Annotated in this window: 15 protein-coding genes and 4 tRNA genes; 13 read left to right on the top strand and 6 right to left on the bottom strand. The window is 66.5% G+C overall.

What is annotated here, in order from left to right:
* Nucleotides 1-2: 2 nt before the first annotated feature.
* Together ABQF30_RS08575 and ABQF30_RS08570 are read right to left on the bottom strand one after the other, a co-directional pair.
* Nucleotides 3-2,363, bottom strand: a complete 2,361-nt coding sequence (locus tag ABQF30_RS08575; RefSeq protein WP_448462351.1) for a Tex family protein — start codon at nt 2,361-2,363, stop codon at nt 3-5.
* A 105-nt stretch (nt 2,364-2,468) separates the two neighbouring features.
* A tRNA-Val gene (locus tag ABQF30_RS08570) sits at nt 2,469-2,543 on the bottom strand.
* A 189-nt stretch (nt 2,544-2,732) separates the two neighbouring features.
* On the opposite strand from ABQF30_RS08570, the gene ABQF30_RS08565 reads away from it, so the two are divergent.
* The 8 genes from ABQF30_RS08565 (at nt 2,733) to ABQF30_RS08530 (ending at nt 8,460) form a co-directional block, all read left to right on the top strand.
* Nucleotides 2,733-2,805: transfer RNA gene (locus ABQF30_RS08565), tRNA-Gly, on the top strand.
* A gap of 27 nt (nt 2,806-2,832) precedes the next feature.
* Nucleotides 2,833-2,906, top strand: a tRNA-Cys gene (locus ABQF30_RS08560).
* A 16-nt stretch (nt 2,907-2,922) separates the two neighbouring features.
* Nucleotides 2,923-2,997: transfer RNA gene (locus ABQF30_RS08555), tRNA-Val, on the top strand.
* Between the two features lie 92 nt (nt 2,998-3,089).
* Complete coding sequence (locus ABQF30_RS08550; RefSeq protein WP_448462350.1) at nt 3,090-3,977, top strand: alpha/beta fold hydrolase; 888 nt, start codon at nt 3,090-3,092, stop codon at nt 3,975-3,977.
* A 569-nt stretch (nt 3,978-4,546) separates the two neighbouring features.
* Nucleotides 4,547-5,113, top strand: coding sequence for a TetR/AcrR family transcriptional regulator (locus tag ABQF30_RS08545; RefSeq protein ID WP_448462349.1), 567 nt, complete (start codon nt 4,547-4,549; stop codon nt 5,111-5,113).
* A 90-nt stretch (nt 5,114-5,203) separates the two neighbouring features.
* Nucleotides 5,204-5,863: a biliverdin-producing heme oxygenase gene (locus tag ABQF30_RS08540; protein WP_448462348.1), complete on the top strand. Its 660-nt coding sequence runs from the start codon at nt 5,204-5,206 to the stop codon at nt 5,861-5,863.
* A 110-nt stretch (nt 5,864-5,973) separates the two neighbouring features.
* Nucleotides 5,974-7,503: a PPE family protein gene (locus tag ABQF30_RS08535; RefSeq protein WP_448462347.1), complete on the top strand. Its 1,530-nt coding sequence runs from the start codon at nt 5,974-5,976 to the stop codon at nt 7,501-7,503.
* Between the two features lie 135 nt (nt 7,504-7,638).
* The gene (locus ABQF30_RS08530; RefSeq protein WP_448462346.1) at nt 7,639-8,460 is read left to right on the top strand and encodes a hypothetical protein; all 822 of its coding nucleotides are present in this window, start codon (nt 7,639-7,641) and stop codon (nt 8,458-8,460) included.
* On the opposite strand, the gene ABQF30_RS08525 is transcribed toward ABQF30_RS08530, so the two are convergent.
* Entirely contained in the window at nt 8,457-9,512 is a 1,056-nt protein-coding gene (locus ABQF30_RS08525; protein WP_448462345.1) for a 3-deoxy-7-phosphoheptulonate synthase, read from the bottom strand. The two genes, ABQF30_RS08530 and ABQF30_RS08525, sit on opposite strands and share 4 nt — an antisense overlap.
* A 269-nt stretch (nt 9,513-9,781) precedes the next feature.
* Here ABQF30_RS08525 and ABQF30_RS08520 point away from each other — a divergent pair, with 269 nt between their 5' ends.
* On the top strand, nt 9,782-10,720 hold the full coding sequence (locus ABQF30_RS08520) for a LysR family transcriptional regulator (RefSeq protein ID WP_448462344.1): 939 nt from the start codon (nt 9,782-9,784) through the stop codon (nt 10,718-10,720).
* A gap of 12 nt (nt 10,721-10,732) precedes the next feature.
* On the opposite strand, the gene ABQF30_RS08515 is transcribed toward ABQF30_RS08520, so the two are convergent.
* Complete coding sequence (locus ABQF30_RS08515; RefSeq protein WP_448462343.1) at nt 10,733-11,857, bottom strand: TDT family transporter; 1,125 nt, start codon at nt 11,855-11,857, stop codon at nt 10,733-10,735.
* 90 nt (nt 11,858-11,947) lie between these two features.
* Complete coding sequence (locus ABQF30_RS08510) at nt 11,948-13,108, bottom strand: CynX/NimT family MFS transporter (protein ID WP_448463542.1); 1,161 nt, start codon at nt 13,106-13,108, stop codon at nt 11,948-11,950.
* 140 nt (nt 13,109-13,248) lie between these two features.
* Between ABQF30_RS08510 and ABQF30_RS08505 the strand changes: the two genes are divergently transcribed.
* Nucleotides 13,249-13,911, top strand: a complete 663-nt coding sequence (locus ABQF30_RS08505) for a FadR/GntR family transcriptional regulator (protein ID WP_448462342.1) — start codon at nt 13,249-13,251, stop codon at nt 13,909-13,911.
* A gap of 16 nt (nt 13,912-13,927) precedes the next feature.
* On the opposite strand, the gene ABQF30_RS08500 is transcribed toward ABQF30_RS08505, so the two are convergent.
* Nucleotides 13,928-15,268 carry a sensor histidine kinase gene (locus tag ABQF30_RS08500; RefSeq protein WP_448463540.1) on the bottom strand — a complete coding sequence of 447 codons (1,341 nt, stop codon included), beginning with the start codon at nt 15,266-15,268 and terminating at the stop codon, nt 13,928-13,930.
* A 152-nt stretch (nt 15,269-15,420) separates the two neighbouring features.
* Here ABQF30_RS08500 and ABQF30_RS08495 point away from each other — a divergent pair, with 152 nt between their 5' ends.
* The 3 genes from ABQF30_RS08495 to ABQF30_RS08485 are packed head-to-tail and all read left to right on the top strand — an operon-like array spanning nt 15,421 to nt 17,193.
* On the top strand, nt 15,421-16,164 hold the full coding sequence (locus ABQF30_RS08495) for a Clp protease N-terminal domain-containing protein (protein ID WP_448462341.1): 744 nt from the start codon (nt 15,421-15,423) through the stop codon (nt 16,162-16,164).
* A 28-nt stretch (nt 16,165-16,192) separates the two neighbouring features.
* Nucleotides 16,193-16,618: a PPOX class F420-dependent oxidoreductase gene (locus ABQF30_RS08490; protein ID WP_448462340.1), complete on the top strand. Its 426-nt coding sequence runs from the start codon at nt 16,193-16,195 to the stop codon at nt 16,616-16,618.
* Nucleotides 16,619-16,665: 47 nt separating this feature from the next.
* Nucleotides 16,666-17,193: a hypothetical protein gene (locus ABQF30_RS08485; protein ID WP_448462339.1), complete on the top strand. Its 528-nt coding sequence runs from the start codon at nt 16,666-16,668 to the stop codon at nt 17,191-17,193.
* Nucleotides 17,194-17,196 lie beyond the last annotated feature (3 nt).

The following is a 17,196-nucleotide window of genomic DNA, read 5'->3' as shown; positions in this document are numbered from 1 at the left end:
GGCTACTTCCCGAAGCCGGCGTTACGTAGTGCGTCGGCCATCGACCCGGTGGGCTGGCTGGATTCCCGACGGCCGGAGTTCTTGGGGCGATTCTGGTTTCGCCGATCTCCCTTGCCCTGGTTTCCGCCGTCACGCTTTGGGCTGTTCCCGCGGTCCTGGCGCTTGCCGGCTTGCGGGTCGTCATTGAGACGCAGGGTCAGCCCGATCCGTTGGCGGTCCACGTCTACCTCGAGGACCTTCACTCGGACCACCTGACCGGACTTCACGACCTCGTGCGGGTCGGACACAAACCGATCGGCCATCGCCGAGACGTGCACGAGGCCGTCCTGGTGCACGCCCACGTCGACGAATGCGCCGAAGGCCGCGACGTTGGTCACCACGCCTTCGAGCACCATGCCGGGTTTCAGGTCACCGACCTTCTCGACACCGGCGGCGAACGTGGCCGTCGAGAACGCAGGCCGCGGATCGCGTCCCGGCTTCTCGAGCTCGGCGAGGATGTCGGTCACGGTGGGGATGCCGAACTGGTCGTCGGCGAAGTCGGCGGGCTTGAGCGACCGCAACGCCCGCTCGTCGCCGATGAGTTCGGCCAGGGTGACGTTCGAGCGATCCAGGATGCGCCGGACCACGGGATATGACTCGGGGTGGACACCGGAAGCATCGAGCGGATCCTCCCCGCCCCGAATCCGCAGGAAGCCTGCGCATTGCTCGAATGCCTTGGGGCCCAGCCGGGGAACCTTCAACAGGGCCTTGCGGCTGCGGAAGGCGCCGGAGCTCTCGCGGTGCGCGACGATGGCCTCGGCCAACGATTCGGTGACCCCGGAGACGCGAGCGAGCAGCGGCACCGACGCCGTGTTGAGGTCGACGCCGACCGCGTTCACGGCGTCCTCGACCACGGCGTTGAGGCTGCGGGCCAGCGAGCCCGGCGTCACGTCGTGCTGGTACTGCCCAACCCCGATCGACTTCGGGTCGATCTTCACCAGTTCGGCCAGCGGATCCTGCAGCCGTCGTGCGATCGAGACCGCGCCGCGCAGCGTCACGTCGAGGTCGGGCAACTCGTGCGAGGCGTACTCGGAGGCCGAGTACACTGACGCGCCCGCCTCGCTGACCATGGCTTTGACCGGGGCCTTGGCCCCCGCCGTTCGGATGTCGGCGATGAGTTCGGCGGCGAGCGCGTCGGTCTCGCGGGACGCCGTGCCGTTGCCGACGGCGATCAACTCGACATTGTGCCGCGCGACCAGCGCCGCCAGCGTCGCCTTGGCCTGATCCCATTGCTTCTGCGGCTGGTGCGGGAAGATCGCGCAGGTGTCGACGACCTTGCCGGTGGCGTCGACGACGGCCACCTTGACCCCGGTGCGGAAGCCCGGGTCCAACCCGAGGGTGGTGCGGGTACCGGCCGGCGCGGCCAGGAGCAGATCTTTGAGGTTGCGAGCGAACACCGCCACCGCGTCTTCCTCGGCGCGTTGGCGCAGCCGGATGCGGGCGTCGACCGAGGCGGAGATCATCAGCTTGGCGCGCCACGCCAACCGGACGGTCATGGCCAGCCATGGTGTCGCGGGGGCTTTCGAGGTCATATCGACACCGAGGGACTGGGCGATCATGGCCTGATACGCCTCGTCGTCACCGCCGTCGAAGGTGAGTGACAGCGCCTCTTCCTTCTCGCCGCGCAGGACGGCGAGCACCCGGTGTGACGGCATGTTCTCCAGAGGCTCGGAGAACTCGAAGTAGTCGCGGAACTTCTGTGCGGCTGGGCTTTTCGCAGCCTCATCTGACAACGGTGCGGTGCGCAGGGCGCCGTCGGCCCAGAACTTCTCCCGGGTGGCACCGACCAGTTCGGCGTCCTCGGAGACCCGCTCGATGATGATGTGCCGCGCGCCCTCCAACGCTGCGGCCGCGTCGGCGACGTCGTCGTTGAGGAACTTCCCGGCCGCCTCGTCGGGAACCACGGTCGGATCGGCCAGCAGCCGGTCGGCCAAGGGCTCCAGGCCTGCCTCACGGGCGATCTGCGCCTTGGTCCGCCGCTTCGGCTTGTACGGCAGGTATATATCTTCGACCCTCGACTTCGTCTCCGCCGCCATCAGCGCGGCGCGCAGCTCGTCGGTCAGCTTGCCCTGCTCCTCGATGGAGGCCAGGACCGCGTTACGACGCTGGTCGAGCTCACGCAGATAGCCGAGACGCTCCTCCAGCGTGCGCAGTTGACCGTCGTCGAGGCTGCCCGTGACCTCCTTGCGGTACCGGGCGATGAACGGAACGGTCGAGCCCTCGTCGAGCAGCCGGACGGTAGCAATCACCTGCCCCTCGCCCACAGCGAGTTCTTCAGCCAGGCGGGCGGTTACGGACTTCACGGCACTGACGTTCTGAGTCACGTCGGAGGACCCTACCGAATCCGACCGACAACCCGCGGTCACCACGAACTGTGTGTCCGGCCACGAAAAAACGGCCCCGGATGACTCCGAAGCCGTCTTGTCTGATGGTGGTCCCGGCTGGTTTCGAACCAGCGACCTTCCGCGTGTGAGGCGGACGCTCTCCCACTGAGCTACGAGACCGGGGAACGACGTCGAAGACTAGCACGGTTGACCCGGCGGCCAGAATTGCCATCCCTGCGACCGGCTGGCCCGGGTCCTCAAACGCCGTTTTTGGCCGCCCGTTCCCCTCCCGTCATGGGGATTTGTGTCCCTGTACCTCGGTGGACTAATGTTCTGCTTCGCGACGGGCGACGATCTCGCCCGTGGCGCGCGGATGTAGCGCAGTTGGTAGCGCATCACCTTGCCAAGGTGAGGGTCGCGGGTTCGAATCCCGTCATCCGCTCGAAGGTGCAATGGCATCAACCCCAGCGGTGGAGTGGCCGAGTGGTGAGGCAACGGCCTGCAAAGCCGTGCACACGGGTTCGATTCCCGTCTCCACCTCCAAGCATGTTTTCGACCGGCGCGATTAGCTCAGCGGGAGAGCGCTTCCCTGACACGGAAGAGGTCACTGGTTCAATCCCAGTATCGCGCACCATTATTTTTGCAGTTCAGAGCCGTGGCGGGGCACCGCCCACCGGTAGCCTGTTCATAGATTCTGCTCTAGCCACCGAATCCCTGGACCGGTCTATGCACCCAGCGACTCAACAACGATTACGTCTGTCGGATGGAACGGAACTCGCCGTCACGACGGCGGGCGATCCCACAAATCCAGCCTTGCTCCTCCTTCACGGATTCCCGAGTTCCGCGCGAACCTTCCGAAAAATCATTCCGGTTCTCGCGGAGACGGTTCACGTGATCGCGCCCGACCTCCCCGGCTTCGGCCACTCCGATGTGCTGCCTTCTCCGTCCTTCTCGGCGATGAGCGCTGTGATTTCCGAGATGCTCGACCGCTATTCCGTCGGGCCGCGCTACGTCTATCTGCATGATTACGGGGCGCCCGTCGGCCTTGAAATCGCCATGAGCGCACCCGAGCTCGTCTCCGGTCTGATCATCCAGAACGCGAATGCGCACAGGACAGGATTCGGGCCGGGGTGGAACGACACCCTCGCCTACTATTCGCAGCCCACGCCGCAGAACGAGGCTGCGGCCACCGCGCATCTGACGTTCGAGGGGATTCGCGACCAATACATTGCCGGAGTCCCGCCGGAAGTGGCCGCCCGGATCGACCCGAACGTTTGGGCGCAGGATTGGCGGGTGATGAACCTGCCGGGGCGGATGGACACCCAGCGGGCGCTGGTCGCTGACTACGCCAACCACGTGGCACGGTTCGATGAAATCGCGGACTATCTCGAGTCCCGGCAGCCGCCGGCGTTGATGGTCTGGGGCCGTCATGATGCCTTCTTCGACATCGCCGAAACCCTGTCGTGGATGCAGGCTCTGCCGCGAATGGAAGCTCATGTCCTCGACGGCGGACACTTCCTCTTGGAGACGCACGCGGCACGGGCAGCAGCGCTGATGGCGGAGTTCATCAAGCGGACTGAATCGGAAGCTCGCCGGATGACGGAATCCCCCTGAGCGCGAACTACCGACATCTTGGCGAGAATCCTTCTGCTGCAATCACTTCCATGGCGGGTCTAGCGACAACCCCTGGTGTCGAGGAGGGAGCAGCCCAAGATGGGGCCGCGGTTGTCGGGTGGAGGGTTCGGGCCGTCCCAGATGGTCAGGGAAACGTTCCCCTGGCCCCAGTTCACGGTGTAGAAGGTGTGGCAGACATTCCAGTCCCAATTCGGTGGACCTGGGGAATTGAACGGGCCACCGGGCCCGCCACCAGGGTCGTCCCCCGGGCACCACGTGTAGGGCCCGGAAGGCGGTGCCGCCTGGGCCGCACCAGCAGCCAGGCCTAAGCCGGCCAGGCTAAGACCGCTATACGCGATCAGGGTCATTGCGAACCGCGAAAGTCGGAACATGTGTGTTCCCTTCATGAGGCCGGTGCCAGTCGGCATTACGCTTGTGGGGACATTTTCGAGTCCGCCGAGCACGCTCGGATGGGGTAGTCGACTACCTCATTTCTCGGTGACGTACGGGCACCGCGACAAGGTGCGCGCCGGTACAAGCGGCATACCAAGGCAGCGGTAGAGTCGGGCGTGCCCAGGATCAGCGCTTCGTCCGTCGAGGAGCACCGCGAGCAGGTCCAACAGCGGGTCTTCGACGCCTTCGCCACGCTGATGTCCGACCACAGCTTCGACGCGATCACGATGGCAAAGCTCGCTGCGGTCGCCGGCATCGGGCGAACCGCGATTTATCACCACTTCGCCGACAAGGAAGCGGTCGTAGTCGCGTTCGCATCCCACGAGACGAGTCGCTATCTGGATGGGCTGCGGGCTGCGTTGGCCGAAGCCGGCGATCCGGTCAGCCGCCTCGCGGTCTATATCCGGCATCAACTCGACGCCGGTCAGCAGTTCCACATGGGGCTGGGAATGCAGCTGTACGGCGCCCTGTCGGAGGGCACGATGCTGGCGATCCGTGAGCACGTGGTGGTGGTCGAAGACGTGTTGCGGGAGATCTTGAGCGACGGTGTGGCCGTACGGCAATTCGTCGTCGAGGACGAGGCCGCGACCATGTCGTTGATTCATGCGTGTCTCGCGCCACGCCACCTCCCGGTGGCGGCGATCGAACGATTCGTCCTGCGTGCGCTGGGTGCCAAACCGTAGGACCCCACGACCGGCGCGGCGGTGTTAGATTTTCTGACAGGTTGTCGGCATCATGTTGACAACCTGTCGTCAAACCACATGGAGCCAAGCATGCCGTTGAGCGCCGCCGCTGTCCCCCAGGCCATCCGAGCCTTGTCCGTCGCAATGCGAGAGGACTCGAGAACCGAGCACGCCGCCGCCGAGCAGTCGTCGTTCATGTCGGAACTGCTCGCCGGGCGGGTCAACGCCGAGGGCTACGCCGATTACCTCGTGCGGTTGCGCGCGGTGTATCGCGCATTGGAGGATGCCGTGCGCGCGCGCCGGGACGACCCGGTGGTCGCCGTCGTGTACGACCCGGAGCTGGAGCGCTTGGCCGCCATCGACGCCGACCTCGATCACTGGGCGCCCAGCTCCGCGCGCGAGCTGAATTCCCCTGCGGCACATGACTACTGCGCCCGGATCACCGGGGCGACGTGGGGCGGCGCGCTTCTCGCCCACCACTACACCCGCTACCTTGGCGACCTCTCCGGCGGCCAGGCCATCGGTCGCATACTCGACCGCACGTTCGGCCTCGCGGGCGCCGGCCTGGCGATTTACGACTTTCCGGTACGGGCCAAGCCCTACAAGGACGCCTACCGCGCCCGCCTCGACGGACTGGGCCTCGACGGCGACGAGATCGACCGCGTGGTCGATGAGGTGAAAGTGGCGTTCGGCCTGAACCAGGCATTGTTCGACGAACTCACCGACAACCTGCCTGCATACCGTCGCTGAGCAGATCCACATCGGCGTAGAAAACAACGCACCCGCAAATTTCGGTAAGTTAGCTTATGCTAACCACACTTTGCTGAGTCAGTCTAGGAATCTATCGAGAGGAGACGGGGATGACCGCACCGGTATGGATGGCCCTGCCGCCCGAGGTGCATTCGACCCTGCTCAGCAGCGGGCCGGGCCCCGGACCGCTCCTGGCGGCCGCAGGCGCCTGGAGCTCGCTCAGTACCGAATATGCTTCGGCCGCAGCTGAACTCAGCACCGTGCTGGGGACAGTGCAGGCCGGCGCGTGGGAGGGGCCGAGCGCCGAACGGTACACCGCAGCACATGTGCCCTACCTGGCGTGGCTGGCGCAGACGAGCGCATCCAGTGCCGGCGTAGCAGCTCAAATCGAGACCGCGGCGGCGTCCTACAGCGCAGCCCTGGCGGCTATGCCGACTCTTGCCGAGCTCGCGGCCAACCGCACCACTCTCGGTGTCCTGGTGTCGACCAACTTCTTCGGCATCAACACCATCCCCATCGCGGTCAACGAGGCGGACTACATGCGGATGTGGATCCAGGCCGCAACCACGATGACGGTCTACCAGGCGACCTCCGAAGTAGCGTTGACAACGGCGCCGCAGTCCACCCCCGCACCGATGGTTCTCGCACCCGGCGTCGGCGAAACAAGCTCGGCGGCAGTCACTTTGATGCAGACGTCGGCGCAGGCGCGGGCAATGGAGTCGGGCCTTGCCCTGACCTTCGAAGATCCCATCGAGAAATGGCTCGCCGAGAACTCCGAGCATTTCCACGGGATGTATGTGCAACTCAAGGAGTTGATCCTGGAGCCTTGGAGGATTCCCCAGATCCTCGCCGAGATCATTGCCGACCCGTCGTTGCTGTTCACGACATATATCAACGTGTTCTTCCTCGGTGCGTACTCGGCAGTCTTCGCCCTGCTCGGGACTCCGCTCTATGCCGCGGTGATCGGCGCGGTGTCCCCTGCCATGCTCGGCCTGCTCGGCATCATCGGCCTTGCGCAGAACTACAACATCCCGATCGATGCACCCGCGCCCGCCGCGGTCAATCAGCCCACCGAACCGGCCGCGGTAGCCCCGATATCCGGCTCCCCGAGCACCGTCGCCAGCGCACCGGCACCCACGTCTCCCGCGCCGACATCCACCGCCGCTGCACCGGCGCCGGCCCCCACCCCGGCGGTCACCGGAGCCGAGACCGCCGGCTATGCGGTCGGCGCCGGTCCCGGTTTCGGATTCGGCCCGACGATGCGCAGCAGTGCTGCCGATGTGTCACATGCCTCGAGCAGCGCCGCGGCGTCGGCGACGGCCGCGGCGTCGGCTGCCTCTCGCAGCAAGGCGAAGAGCCGCAAGCGACGCGGCGCCGACGTCAAAGAGCATGGCTACCGCTACGAGTACATGAGCATGGATGACGGGGCCGCCTCGCTGCCGCAGGAACACGCCGCCACCGCCGCCTCACACAAGGGCGCCGGAAATCTCGGATTCACCGGCACCGCAGCCAAAGCCACCGTCGCCAACCCGGCGGGGCTGACCACCCTGGCCGACGATTCGTTCGGCAGCGGTACGACGGTCCCGATGATGCCGGGCACCTGGATTACTGAACCCGAGGCGACCCCGTCCGACGACTGACCTCGCAGCACGTTGAACTCTGTTGAACCTGTGAGCATTTCGTGAGAATCGCGGAGAATCGGCGGTCTCCGCTCTCTTATCGCACCACCTGCTGGCACTGTGGGGATTCGTCCATCGGTTGCAAGGGAGCCGCGCGTGACCTGCGAAACCACGACTACCCCCACCGAGGCTCCCACCTGGGCGGACACCCTGCCGCACTTCTCCGTCAGCGAGAAGGGAAACCGCATCACCGCGCCGCCCCTCAACACGCCGGGGATGTTCGGCTTTGTCGCTGTGGTGACGTTTGTGCTGTGGATGCCGTCCGCAATCGGCACCGCGGTTTTCTTTCACGGTGTGAGTGAGCACAACCCGCCGGCGGCGTGGCAGTGGGTTCTCACCATCCTGTACACCTTTCTGCCGACAATGCTCATCGGCCTCACCGCCGACGCGGCCCGCGACAGATTCGGTCAGCGAGCCACAGCGAACCGTATTGCCGCGATCCCCCCGTTCGCCGGAGTCGCTGTCGGGCTGTTGATCGTGGCGCTGTGGGTCGGCGGTTTCCGCGGCGGGGTGATCGCTTTGGCCAGCGTCGCAAGTTCGGTCGGCGCGGGAATCGCCACGATAGCTGCGTGGGCGGGCATCCGGTACACCCGAAAGCGTCAGGCGTGGATGGCCGCGATGCGCCAGTACGGCAAGCGATCACCCGGTGCCCTCCGCGACGTCACCTTCCTCGAGCAGTGGAACGACAGCCAGCCTCTGTTCAGGGTGATCGTGGAGTACACCACCGAATCCGGCGCGCGACGGGCCACCGCCAACATGGTCACCACCACGAAGCGGGTACCGCGCCCCGGGACGGCCGTGGTGGTCATGCGCGCACCGCATGATCCGCACGGCGAGGTACTGATCGAACTCGACTTCACCAAACAGCCCAAGTTCGACCGCAACTCTGCGAAATACTCGCAGCCGACCGGGGACTAACCCCGCTTGGCGAGCTCCCGCAGCACCAGATCCGTAGTGCCCCAATCCATGCACTTGTCGGTGACCGACTGGCCGTAGGTCAGTGGCCGCGCCTCGGGCGCCTGCGCCCCGGCGACGAGGAAGCTCTCCAGCATCACACCGCTGACCGGCAGCCCGTCCCGCACGAGCTGCGCAACCTCTGCTGCGACGCCGGCTTGCCGGACATGGTCCTTGCCGGAATTGGCGTGGCTGCAGTCGATCACGACCCGGCCCGGCAATCCGGCCGCCGTCAGCTTGGCCGCGGCATCATGCACTGAATCGCCGCCGTAGTTCGGCCCGTCGGTGCCGCCGCGCAGGATCACATGGCAGTCCTCATTGCCCTCCGTGGTCACCAAGGCACCGCGCCCCATGTCGTCCATGCCGAAGAAGACGTGCTGAGCTGCAGCAGCCTTCACGCCATCGACCGCCACCTGAATGTTGCCGTCGGTGCCGTTCTTGAAACCGACCGGCATCGACAGTCCCGACGCCAACTGGCGGTGCACCTGCGATTCGGTGGTGCGAGCGCCGATCGCGCCCCACGCCACCGCGTCGGCGATGTACTGCGGGCTGGTCGGTTCCAGGAACTCACAACCCACCGGAAGGCCGATGTCGATGATATCGAGCAGCAGTTGACGGGAGATCCGCAAGCCACGGGCCACGTCGAAGGTGCCGTCCATGCCGGGATCGTTGATCAGGCCCTTCCAGCCGATGGTGGTGCGAGGCTTCTCGAAGTACACGCGCATCACGATCTTGAGCTGATCTTTCAGCTCGTCGGCGACCTTCGCCAGACGGCTGGCGTAGTCCAGCGCGGCCGCGGGGTCATGCACCGAGCAGGGTCCCACCACGACCAACAGCCGATCATCGCGACCGGCCAGGATGTCGGCGACCTCATCGCGGTCGCGGGCCACCCGCTCAGCACGGCGGGCGCCCAGCGGGAACTCGCTGAGCACGTCATGCGGGCTGGGAATCGCGCTGAAACTGCGGATTCGCCGGTCGGACGTCGCGGGCGGGGTGGCGATCTGCGCCAGATTCATGTTCAGGTGCCTTTCCTGGTGACGGGCACCTGTATCAACTCCGGCGCCCTTGAATGACAAAAGGCAGCGACCTGATGGTCACTGCCTGGGCTCCGGGTGGATGCGCGCTTAGTGCAGCGCTTTATCGGCTCCGCCCGGAGCCTCGATAAAGCGCCAATAGCCGGCACGCACACCGATAGTCACGGCGGCCAGGCTACACCACCGCGCGCGGCCGCCCACAATCGGCTCGTTCACAAGGTGCGTTTGTGACCGAGGTTACGATCCGAGCCATGCCGCTCACTGCCCGGATGCCCGAGTTGGCAGCCTTCGAGGTGCTGCTGGCGATCGCGCGCACCGGCAGCCTCGGCGCGGCGGGCCGTGAACTGGGCCTGACGCAGCAAGCGGTGTCGTCCCGGCTGGCCTCGATCGAGGCGCAGACGGGTGTACGGCTGGTGCAGCGCAGCACGCGAGGGTCGCGGCTGACGCCGGCCGGAATGGTCGTCGCCGAATGGGCCGATCAGTTGCTCGATGTGGCACGGCGCGTCGACGCCGGACTCGCGGCGATGCGTAACGAAAGCACCAAGCGCATCACCGTCACAGCCAGCCTGACGATCGCCGAACAACTGATGCCCCGCTGGCTGGTATCCCTGCAGGCCGACGCGCAGCGGCGAGGCGCACCTGCTGCGGAGGTGATTCTCACCGCCGCCAACAGCGATCAGGTGATCACCGCAGTGCGCGACGGCTCCGCCGATCTGGGCTTCATCGAATCTCCCGGTACGCCAAGAGGTTTGCACAGCCGCGTGGTGGCGCACGACGAACTGGTGGCGGTCGTGCCACCGAACCACAAGTGGGCCCGCCGTTCGGCCCCGGTCAGCCCGACCGAGCTCAACAACACCCCGCTGGTATCGCGGGAAATCGGTTCCGGCACCAGGGATGCGCTGACCGCAGCGCTGCGCAACGTGCTGGGAGATGCGACACACCAGGCAAATCCGGCGATCGAGCTGTCGTCGGCTACCGCGATGCGGGCCGCGGTCCTGGCCGGCGCCGGTCCGGCGGTGATGAGCCGACTCGCGGTCGAGGACGATCTGACCATGGGCCGGCTGCACGCTGTCCCGATCGCCGAGCTGGATCTTCAGCGCGAACTGCGCGCCATCTGGCTGGGTGGGGGCCGCACCCCTCCCGCAGGAGCAGTGCGTGATCTGCTCAGCCACATCGCCGCCGGCCGTTGACTTCGCGCGACCTCAGCCCCGCAACAGCCGGCCCGACAACACTCCGCGGAAGGTGTGCGAGGCGACGGTTGCCCATGCCGCCAGCAGCAGGACATACAGCGCCACCGCCAGCCAGGACACCGCAAGCGCCCCCGTCGCCACACCCAGTGCAGACGCCCCGGTGACACACGTGCCGACGGGAAACGTGAAGCTCCACCACGTCAGCGTGAACGACAGCCCGCGCCTCGCGCCGTGCACGGTCAGTGCGGCCGCAAGGCAGAACACGAATGCGCCGAACCCGCCCATCACCAACCCGTACACGACGCCGAAGGCGTGCAAAGCCGACAAGGTCGCCGGATCGGTCAACACCGAACCGGCATGTGCGGGCAGCAGATTGGCGGCGGTGATCGATTGGCCGACAACGCCGAGCGCGATCCAGACCGTGGGAATCGCCTGCACCTCGGCAATTCCGCCGTGCACCAACCGCGAGTACACCATGGTCATGGTGATCAGGCCGGCCAGCAGGCTCAGCCCGAACATCGCGTAACACGCCACCAGCAGCGTCATCCCCGCCTGTCCGACGGCCAGGTGTGCCAGGAGCAACGAACCCGTGGAGGCTGAGACCATTGGCGGGACCACCGGCATCATCCAGGCCGGCACCGCGTCCACCTGGGCGTGATCGTGACCGGTGATCATCGCGAACGGAAGCCACACGCTCACAACCAATCCCAACACCGTGCCGGCGATCCACAGCGCCACCCCGACGGCCAGTGCCGCCGGCTCTCCGATGACGCTCGGCCCGAGCAGCATCGCCCCTGCGCCGACCGTAAGCAATGCCATCGCGGGCGCACCGTAGAACTGACCCATCACATGATGCGCGGCATAGGCTTTGGCCTGCTCGCGGTGACAAATCCAGTGCACGACGAACGCCCCGGTCAGCGCGACCAACACAACCGCGGCGAGAAGCCAGACGACGGTGGCGAATTCATGCAGGCCGGGCACATGCACCGGAAGGGTGGCTGCCGCGGTAGCGACGATGCCCGTGCCCATCACCGACGCGAACCAGTTGGGCGTGATGTGCCGGAACGTCACGCCGGTGCGGTCCAGTTCGGTGTAGAGCGCGGTGTGGAATGGCCGCGGGGCGACGAATGTGCTCACCTGGTCAATGCTGGTGGTTCGACGCCGGCCCCGGTAGCCGTCACCGCCTTGTGGCGTCACAAGGCGCTCTTGTGAGCGAGCGCCGTCGCCCTACACGTAGCGGCTGCGGCCCGCGAAGGCGCCGGCCACCATCTGCACCAGGTAGACGACCAACACCATGGTCCATGGCGCGGTCCAGCCGCCGGTGACTTCGTGTAGCAGCCCGAACAGGAAGGGGCCCACCCCGGCGAGCAGATAACCGAAACCCTGCACCATGCCGGAAAGCTGCGCGGTGTCCTCGGCGTTGCGGGCGCGCAACGCAATCACGGTGAGCGCCAACGAGAACACGCTCATTCCGAGCCCGACCAGCACAGTCCACAGCAGCGGTGCCGCCCCGGGATCGATCAACAAACCGATCATCCCGGCGAAGCCGATCACGCCCAGAACCACGATCCAACCGCTCTGATGCTTCTGCCGAGCCGCCAACGGCGAGATGAACAGGCTGATCGGCACCGCCAGCACGGACGACAACCCGACCAGCAATCCGGCGTCGCCCTTGCTCACGCCGTTGTCGATGAACACCTCAGGCAGCCAGCCCATCACCACGTAGGCCAGAAATGCCTGGCAACCGAAGAACAGGGTGACCGTCCAGGCCAGTGGGCTGCGCAGCATCGAGCGAGCCCGGCCGGCAGTCGAGGGTCCTGTTGCGTGGGCATCGTTGATACCGCGCGCCGCGACAAGCCAGAACGCCAGCGCCAGGACCGCCAACGCGGCCCAACTGCCCAGCGCCCAGCGCCATCCGCCGAGGGCCGATTCCAGCGCCGGGGTCACAGCGGAGCCGAGTGCCCCGCCGCCTTGCAGGGCTGCCGTGTAGATGCCGGTCATCAAACCGATCTGGGCCGGGAACGAGCCCTTGATCACCACCGGAATGAGCACGTTGACCAAGGCGATGCCGGCCGTGGCCACCAAGGTGCCACCGATCACCACGTACGGGCCGTCGAGCACCCGCAGCAGCAGGCCGACACTGAGAACGACCATCGCCACCGATATCGCATGACCGAGGCCGATTCGCCGCGCCATCCACGGTGCGCCCAATCCGGCGGCGGCGAAACACAGCCCGGGAAGTGTGGTCAGCGCGCCGGCCCAAACGGCCGAAGCCCCGAGCGATTCGCGCATGTCGCCCAACAGCGGCCCGACGCTCGTGATCGCCGGGCGCAGGTTGAGGGCGGTGAGCACCACGGCGACGACGAGCAGAGCCCCGCCCGCGGCCATCGCACCCGGACGCAGCTCTGTGGCGCCGTCGAGCTCGAGTTCGAGATCGTGCTCGTAGCTGTCGTGTGCATCCACGCGCGCGTTCCGGTTCACTCAGCTAGGGTGCCATACATCCCATGATTGGATGAAAGGGTTTTCACGTGCCGCTCGTCACTACCCGACGCACCGGGCTTGTCGACCAGGTGATCGATCAACTGCGCGCGCTGGTCAGCTCCGGCGAATGGTCTGTCGACGCGAGGATTCCCACCGAATCCGAATTGGTCGACGCGCTCGGCGTCGGACGTAACACCGTGCGTGAAGCAGTCCGCGCCCTGGCCCACAGCGGCATCCTGGAGGTACGCCAGGGCGATGGCACCTACGTGCGCGCCACCAGCGAGGTATCGGGCGCCCTGCGCCGGTTGTGTGGATCGGAACTGCGCGAGGTGCTGCAGGTACGACGATGCCTTGAGGTGGAGGGTGCCCGGCTGGCCGCCGCGGCCCGCACCGAACAGGATCTGGCCGGGCTGCGTACCTACCTCGACCGCCGCGACACCACCGACCGCAACGAATTCGCCCGCACCGACACCGAGTTTCACCTCGCCGTGGTGCGCGCCTCGCACAACAGCGTGCTGATCGAGCTCTACCGCGGACTCATCGAGGCGATCACCGCCAGCGTCGCCACCGCCAGCACCATGCCGACGGGAATGTTCCCGCACGACGGCTTGGTCGACGCGATCGCCGCCGGCGACGTCGAGCGGGCCGGCCACGAAGCAGGCGGCTTCCTCGACGAATTGCTGGCACAGAACCCGGCCAAGGACTGCTGAGCCCGTGCACCCCTGATCAGAACGGGGCGTCTTCCATCCGGGATCGCCGGAACGGCAGCCGCAACAGCAACCGCGCGCCGCCGAGCGGGCTCGCTTCCAAAGATGCTGAGCCGCCGTGCAATTCGGCTTGCTGCGCGACCAACGCCAGGCCCAGACCGGACCCTGAGCGGGATGCGGTCGATCCGCGGGCGAACCTCGCGAACACCTCGGCGCGCTCCATCTCGGGCACCCCGGATCCGTTGTCGTCGACCACGATCTGCACGTCGTCTGCGGAACTGACCGCACTGAGCCTTATTTCGGTGGCGCCGCCATGTTTGACGGCGTTGGCGATGGCGTTGTCGATCACCAGCCGCAACCCGGCAGGCATTCCCAACATCAGCACGGTCGGCGACGGCATCAGCGAGGCGCGCAGGCCCGGATAGGTGTGGAGGGCATCGTGGGCGGCCCGATCCAACAGTTCGGTGACGTCCATGGGCACGAAGTCCTCGATGGTCGTCAACTCCCCTTGCGCAAGGCGCTCCAACGCCGTGAGCGTGGCCTCGATGCGGGTCTGGGTGCGCATGACGTCGCCGATCACCTCCTGGCGCTGGTCGGCGGTCATGTCCAGGGTGTAGAGCACTTCGAGGTTGGTGCGCATCGCGGTCAACGGCGTCCGCAGCTCATGGGAGGCGACCGCGGCGAAGTCACGGGCCGATTCCAGGGCAGCCTTCGTACGCTCCTGCTCATTGCCGATCCGGGCGAGCATGCCCTCCACGGCCTCGGCGATCTCCACCGCCTCCCGCACGCCGCGCACCTGCACCTCGTCGGGGTTGGACTGGGCGTTGATGGCGCGCGCCTGCTGCGCCAGCAGTCGGAACGGGTTGATCATCACCAGCGAGATGACCCAGCCCACGACGATGGTGCTGCCGATGACACCGGCACAGATCAGGACCACCCGAAGGTGCAGTTCGTCGATCCGGCGTTGGGTTTCGGCCAGTGGAGCGCCCAGCGCGATCGAGGCCGGCCCCGCGTTGAAGGTCCGGACGCGATACTCGACGCCGTCGATGGTGGTGTCGGCGTAGCCGTTGTCGAGTTGCGGCAACACGATGTCGCTGGGCACCGAGACGGTGACTCCGCCGATGCGCGCGGTGCGCACCAGCCCACCGTCGTCGGGGGCGGATTCGTCGGCGGTGACTTTGGGATTGTTGAGCAGGGTGCCCACGTCGCCCAGGCTGCTCAGCGAGTCCAGCCGGCGGTCGAGCTGGCTGTATTGATCGTTTGTCACGCCGATCCACACCCAGGTCCCGAGCGTGAGAACAGTGACCACCACCGCAAGCGCAGCGACGATGACGATCGTGCGCAGCGACAACACCCGCATCACCGGTCGCAGCACCGGCCTCAGCAGCTGTATCACGCGCTCTTCGAAGTTCACCGGCGCTATCTTGCCCGATGCGCATAGGTGGGCCCGACTGCCGCACAATCGTCAACTGATGGTTGACGGTTCGATATCGTCAACCTAAAGTTGACGATATGACCGAGCCAGTCAAGATCAGCAACCCCGTCCGACTCGACGACCTCATCGGCGCCATCAAGAAGGCGCACTCCGAGCCGCTCGAACAGCTCATCGACGCAGTTATCGCCGCCGACGCGCTCGGCGAGATCTCCGATCACCTCATCGGGCATTTCGTCGACCAGGCCCGGCGCTCCGGGGCGTCCTGGACCGAGATCGGCAAGTGCATGGGCGTCACCAAGCAGGCGGCCCAGAAGCGCTTCGTCCCCAAGGTTCCCGACTTCGACCCGACCACCATCGACCCCAACGCCGGTTTCGGACGGTTCACCCCGCGCGCCCGCAATGTCGTGGTCGTCGCACAGAACACCGCCCACGACGCCGGCAATCCCGAGATCACTCCGGACCATCTGCTGCTGGCGTTGTTCGCCGAACCCGACGGCCTCGCGGCCCGACTGCTGAGCAACCAGGGCATCGACGCCGAAACCGTCCGCGCCACAGTCACCCTGCCGCCGTCCACCGGAGACGCAGGCGCGCTCATCCCCTTCAACAATGCAAGCAAGAAGGCCCTGGAACTCACGTTCCGACAGGCGCTTCGCCTGGGCCACAACTACATCGGCACCGAACACATACTGCTGGCGCTGCTGGAAGCCGAGGCCGAGGACGGGCCGTTGCACCGGCTCGGCGCAGACCGCGAACGGTTCGAGACGGAACTGGCCGCCGCGCTGGAACCGTTCACCAAAAACCAGGACACCGGCGGGGAATGAAAACGTCGCCCCAACCGTAGATCTGGGCGTGATACTCGACGATTCCGCGCGCGAACTCATCGGATCAGGTGCCGACGCCACCTTGGTCACGCTCAATCCGGACGGCAGCCCACAGGTCACCCTGGTGTGGGTGGCACTGCAGTCGACGCCGGACGGGGACGAACTCGTCACCGCTCACCTTTCCGAACACAAGAAGGTGCGCAATGTCCGCCGTGATCCTCGAGTCGCGGTGACGATCATCGACCCGGGCCGGGTCGGCCAGGTGATGCGGCCGTACCTCGCGATCAACGGCACCGCCCGCATCGTCGAGGGCGGCGCCCCCGAATTGCTCAGCGATTTGGCCCAGACCCTGGCACACCCGGATGCACAGTTCCCGCCCGACGGCGCGCCGCCGGGTTGGCTCACCCGGATCCGCATCGACAAGGTCGGCGGAGTCGGACCATGGGTGTCGTGACGGCCAACCGGCTGTAACACGTTTCAGTTTGTGCGATCATGCCTGGCATGCCTCGCTGGTTTGTTCTCTTGGTTTCCGCGCTGACGGCTGTCGCCGGCCTACTGGCTCCCCAGGCGGCCGCGGCGGACGGCACCCCGATCGGCCGGATCGGGGAAACCTTGCGCGTCGACTACGACGGCATCGTCGCCGACGTGACCGTGCATGACGTGCTTCCCAGCGAAGTCCCGCCCGGCTGGGGCTGGAACGGCTCACCGCGCTGGCGCGCTCAGGGCGGCCCGTGGCGGGCACCCGTGACGGTCACGACCATCCAGGCTCCCAACCCGTACGCGATGGCCGTGGGGTTCAGCTTCAGCGGCGTCACGCCGTACGCCGACGCGTACCAGTCCAAGCACACCGACGCCCCCAACGCGCTGGAGGATGCATTGCGCAACGCACCTCCCGGCGCCACCGTCAACGGCGACGTGTACTGGGACGTCTACCGCGCACTGGTCACCAACGTGGTGCTGATCAATCCCAAGACCGGTAAACACCTCGCCCAGTGGAATCTGTGGCAGCCGGGCGCGCCGCTACCGTAAGCC

It is taken from the genome of Mycolicibacterium sp. XJ870 (genome assembly GCF_053483975.1).
Note: the sequence above shows the minus strand (reverse complement) of the source record. Positions and strands in the feature narration are given on the sequence as shown.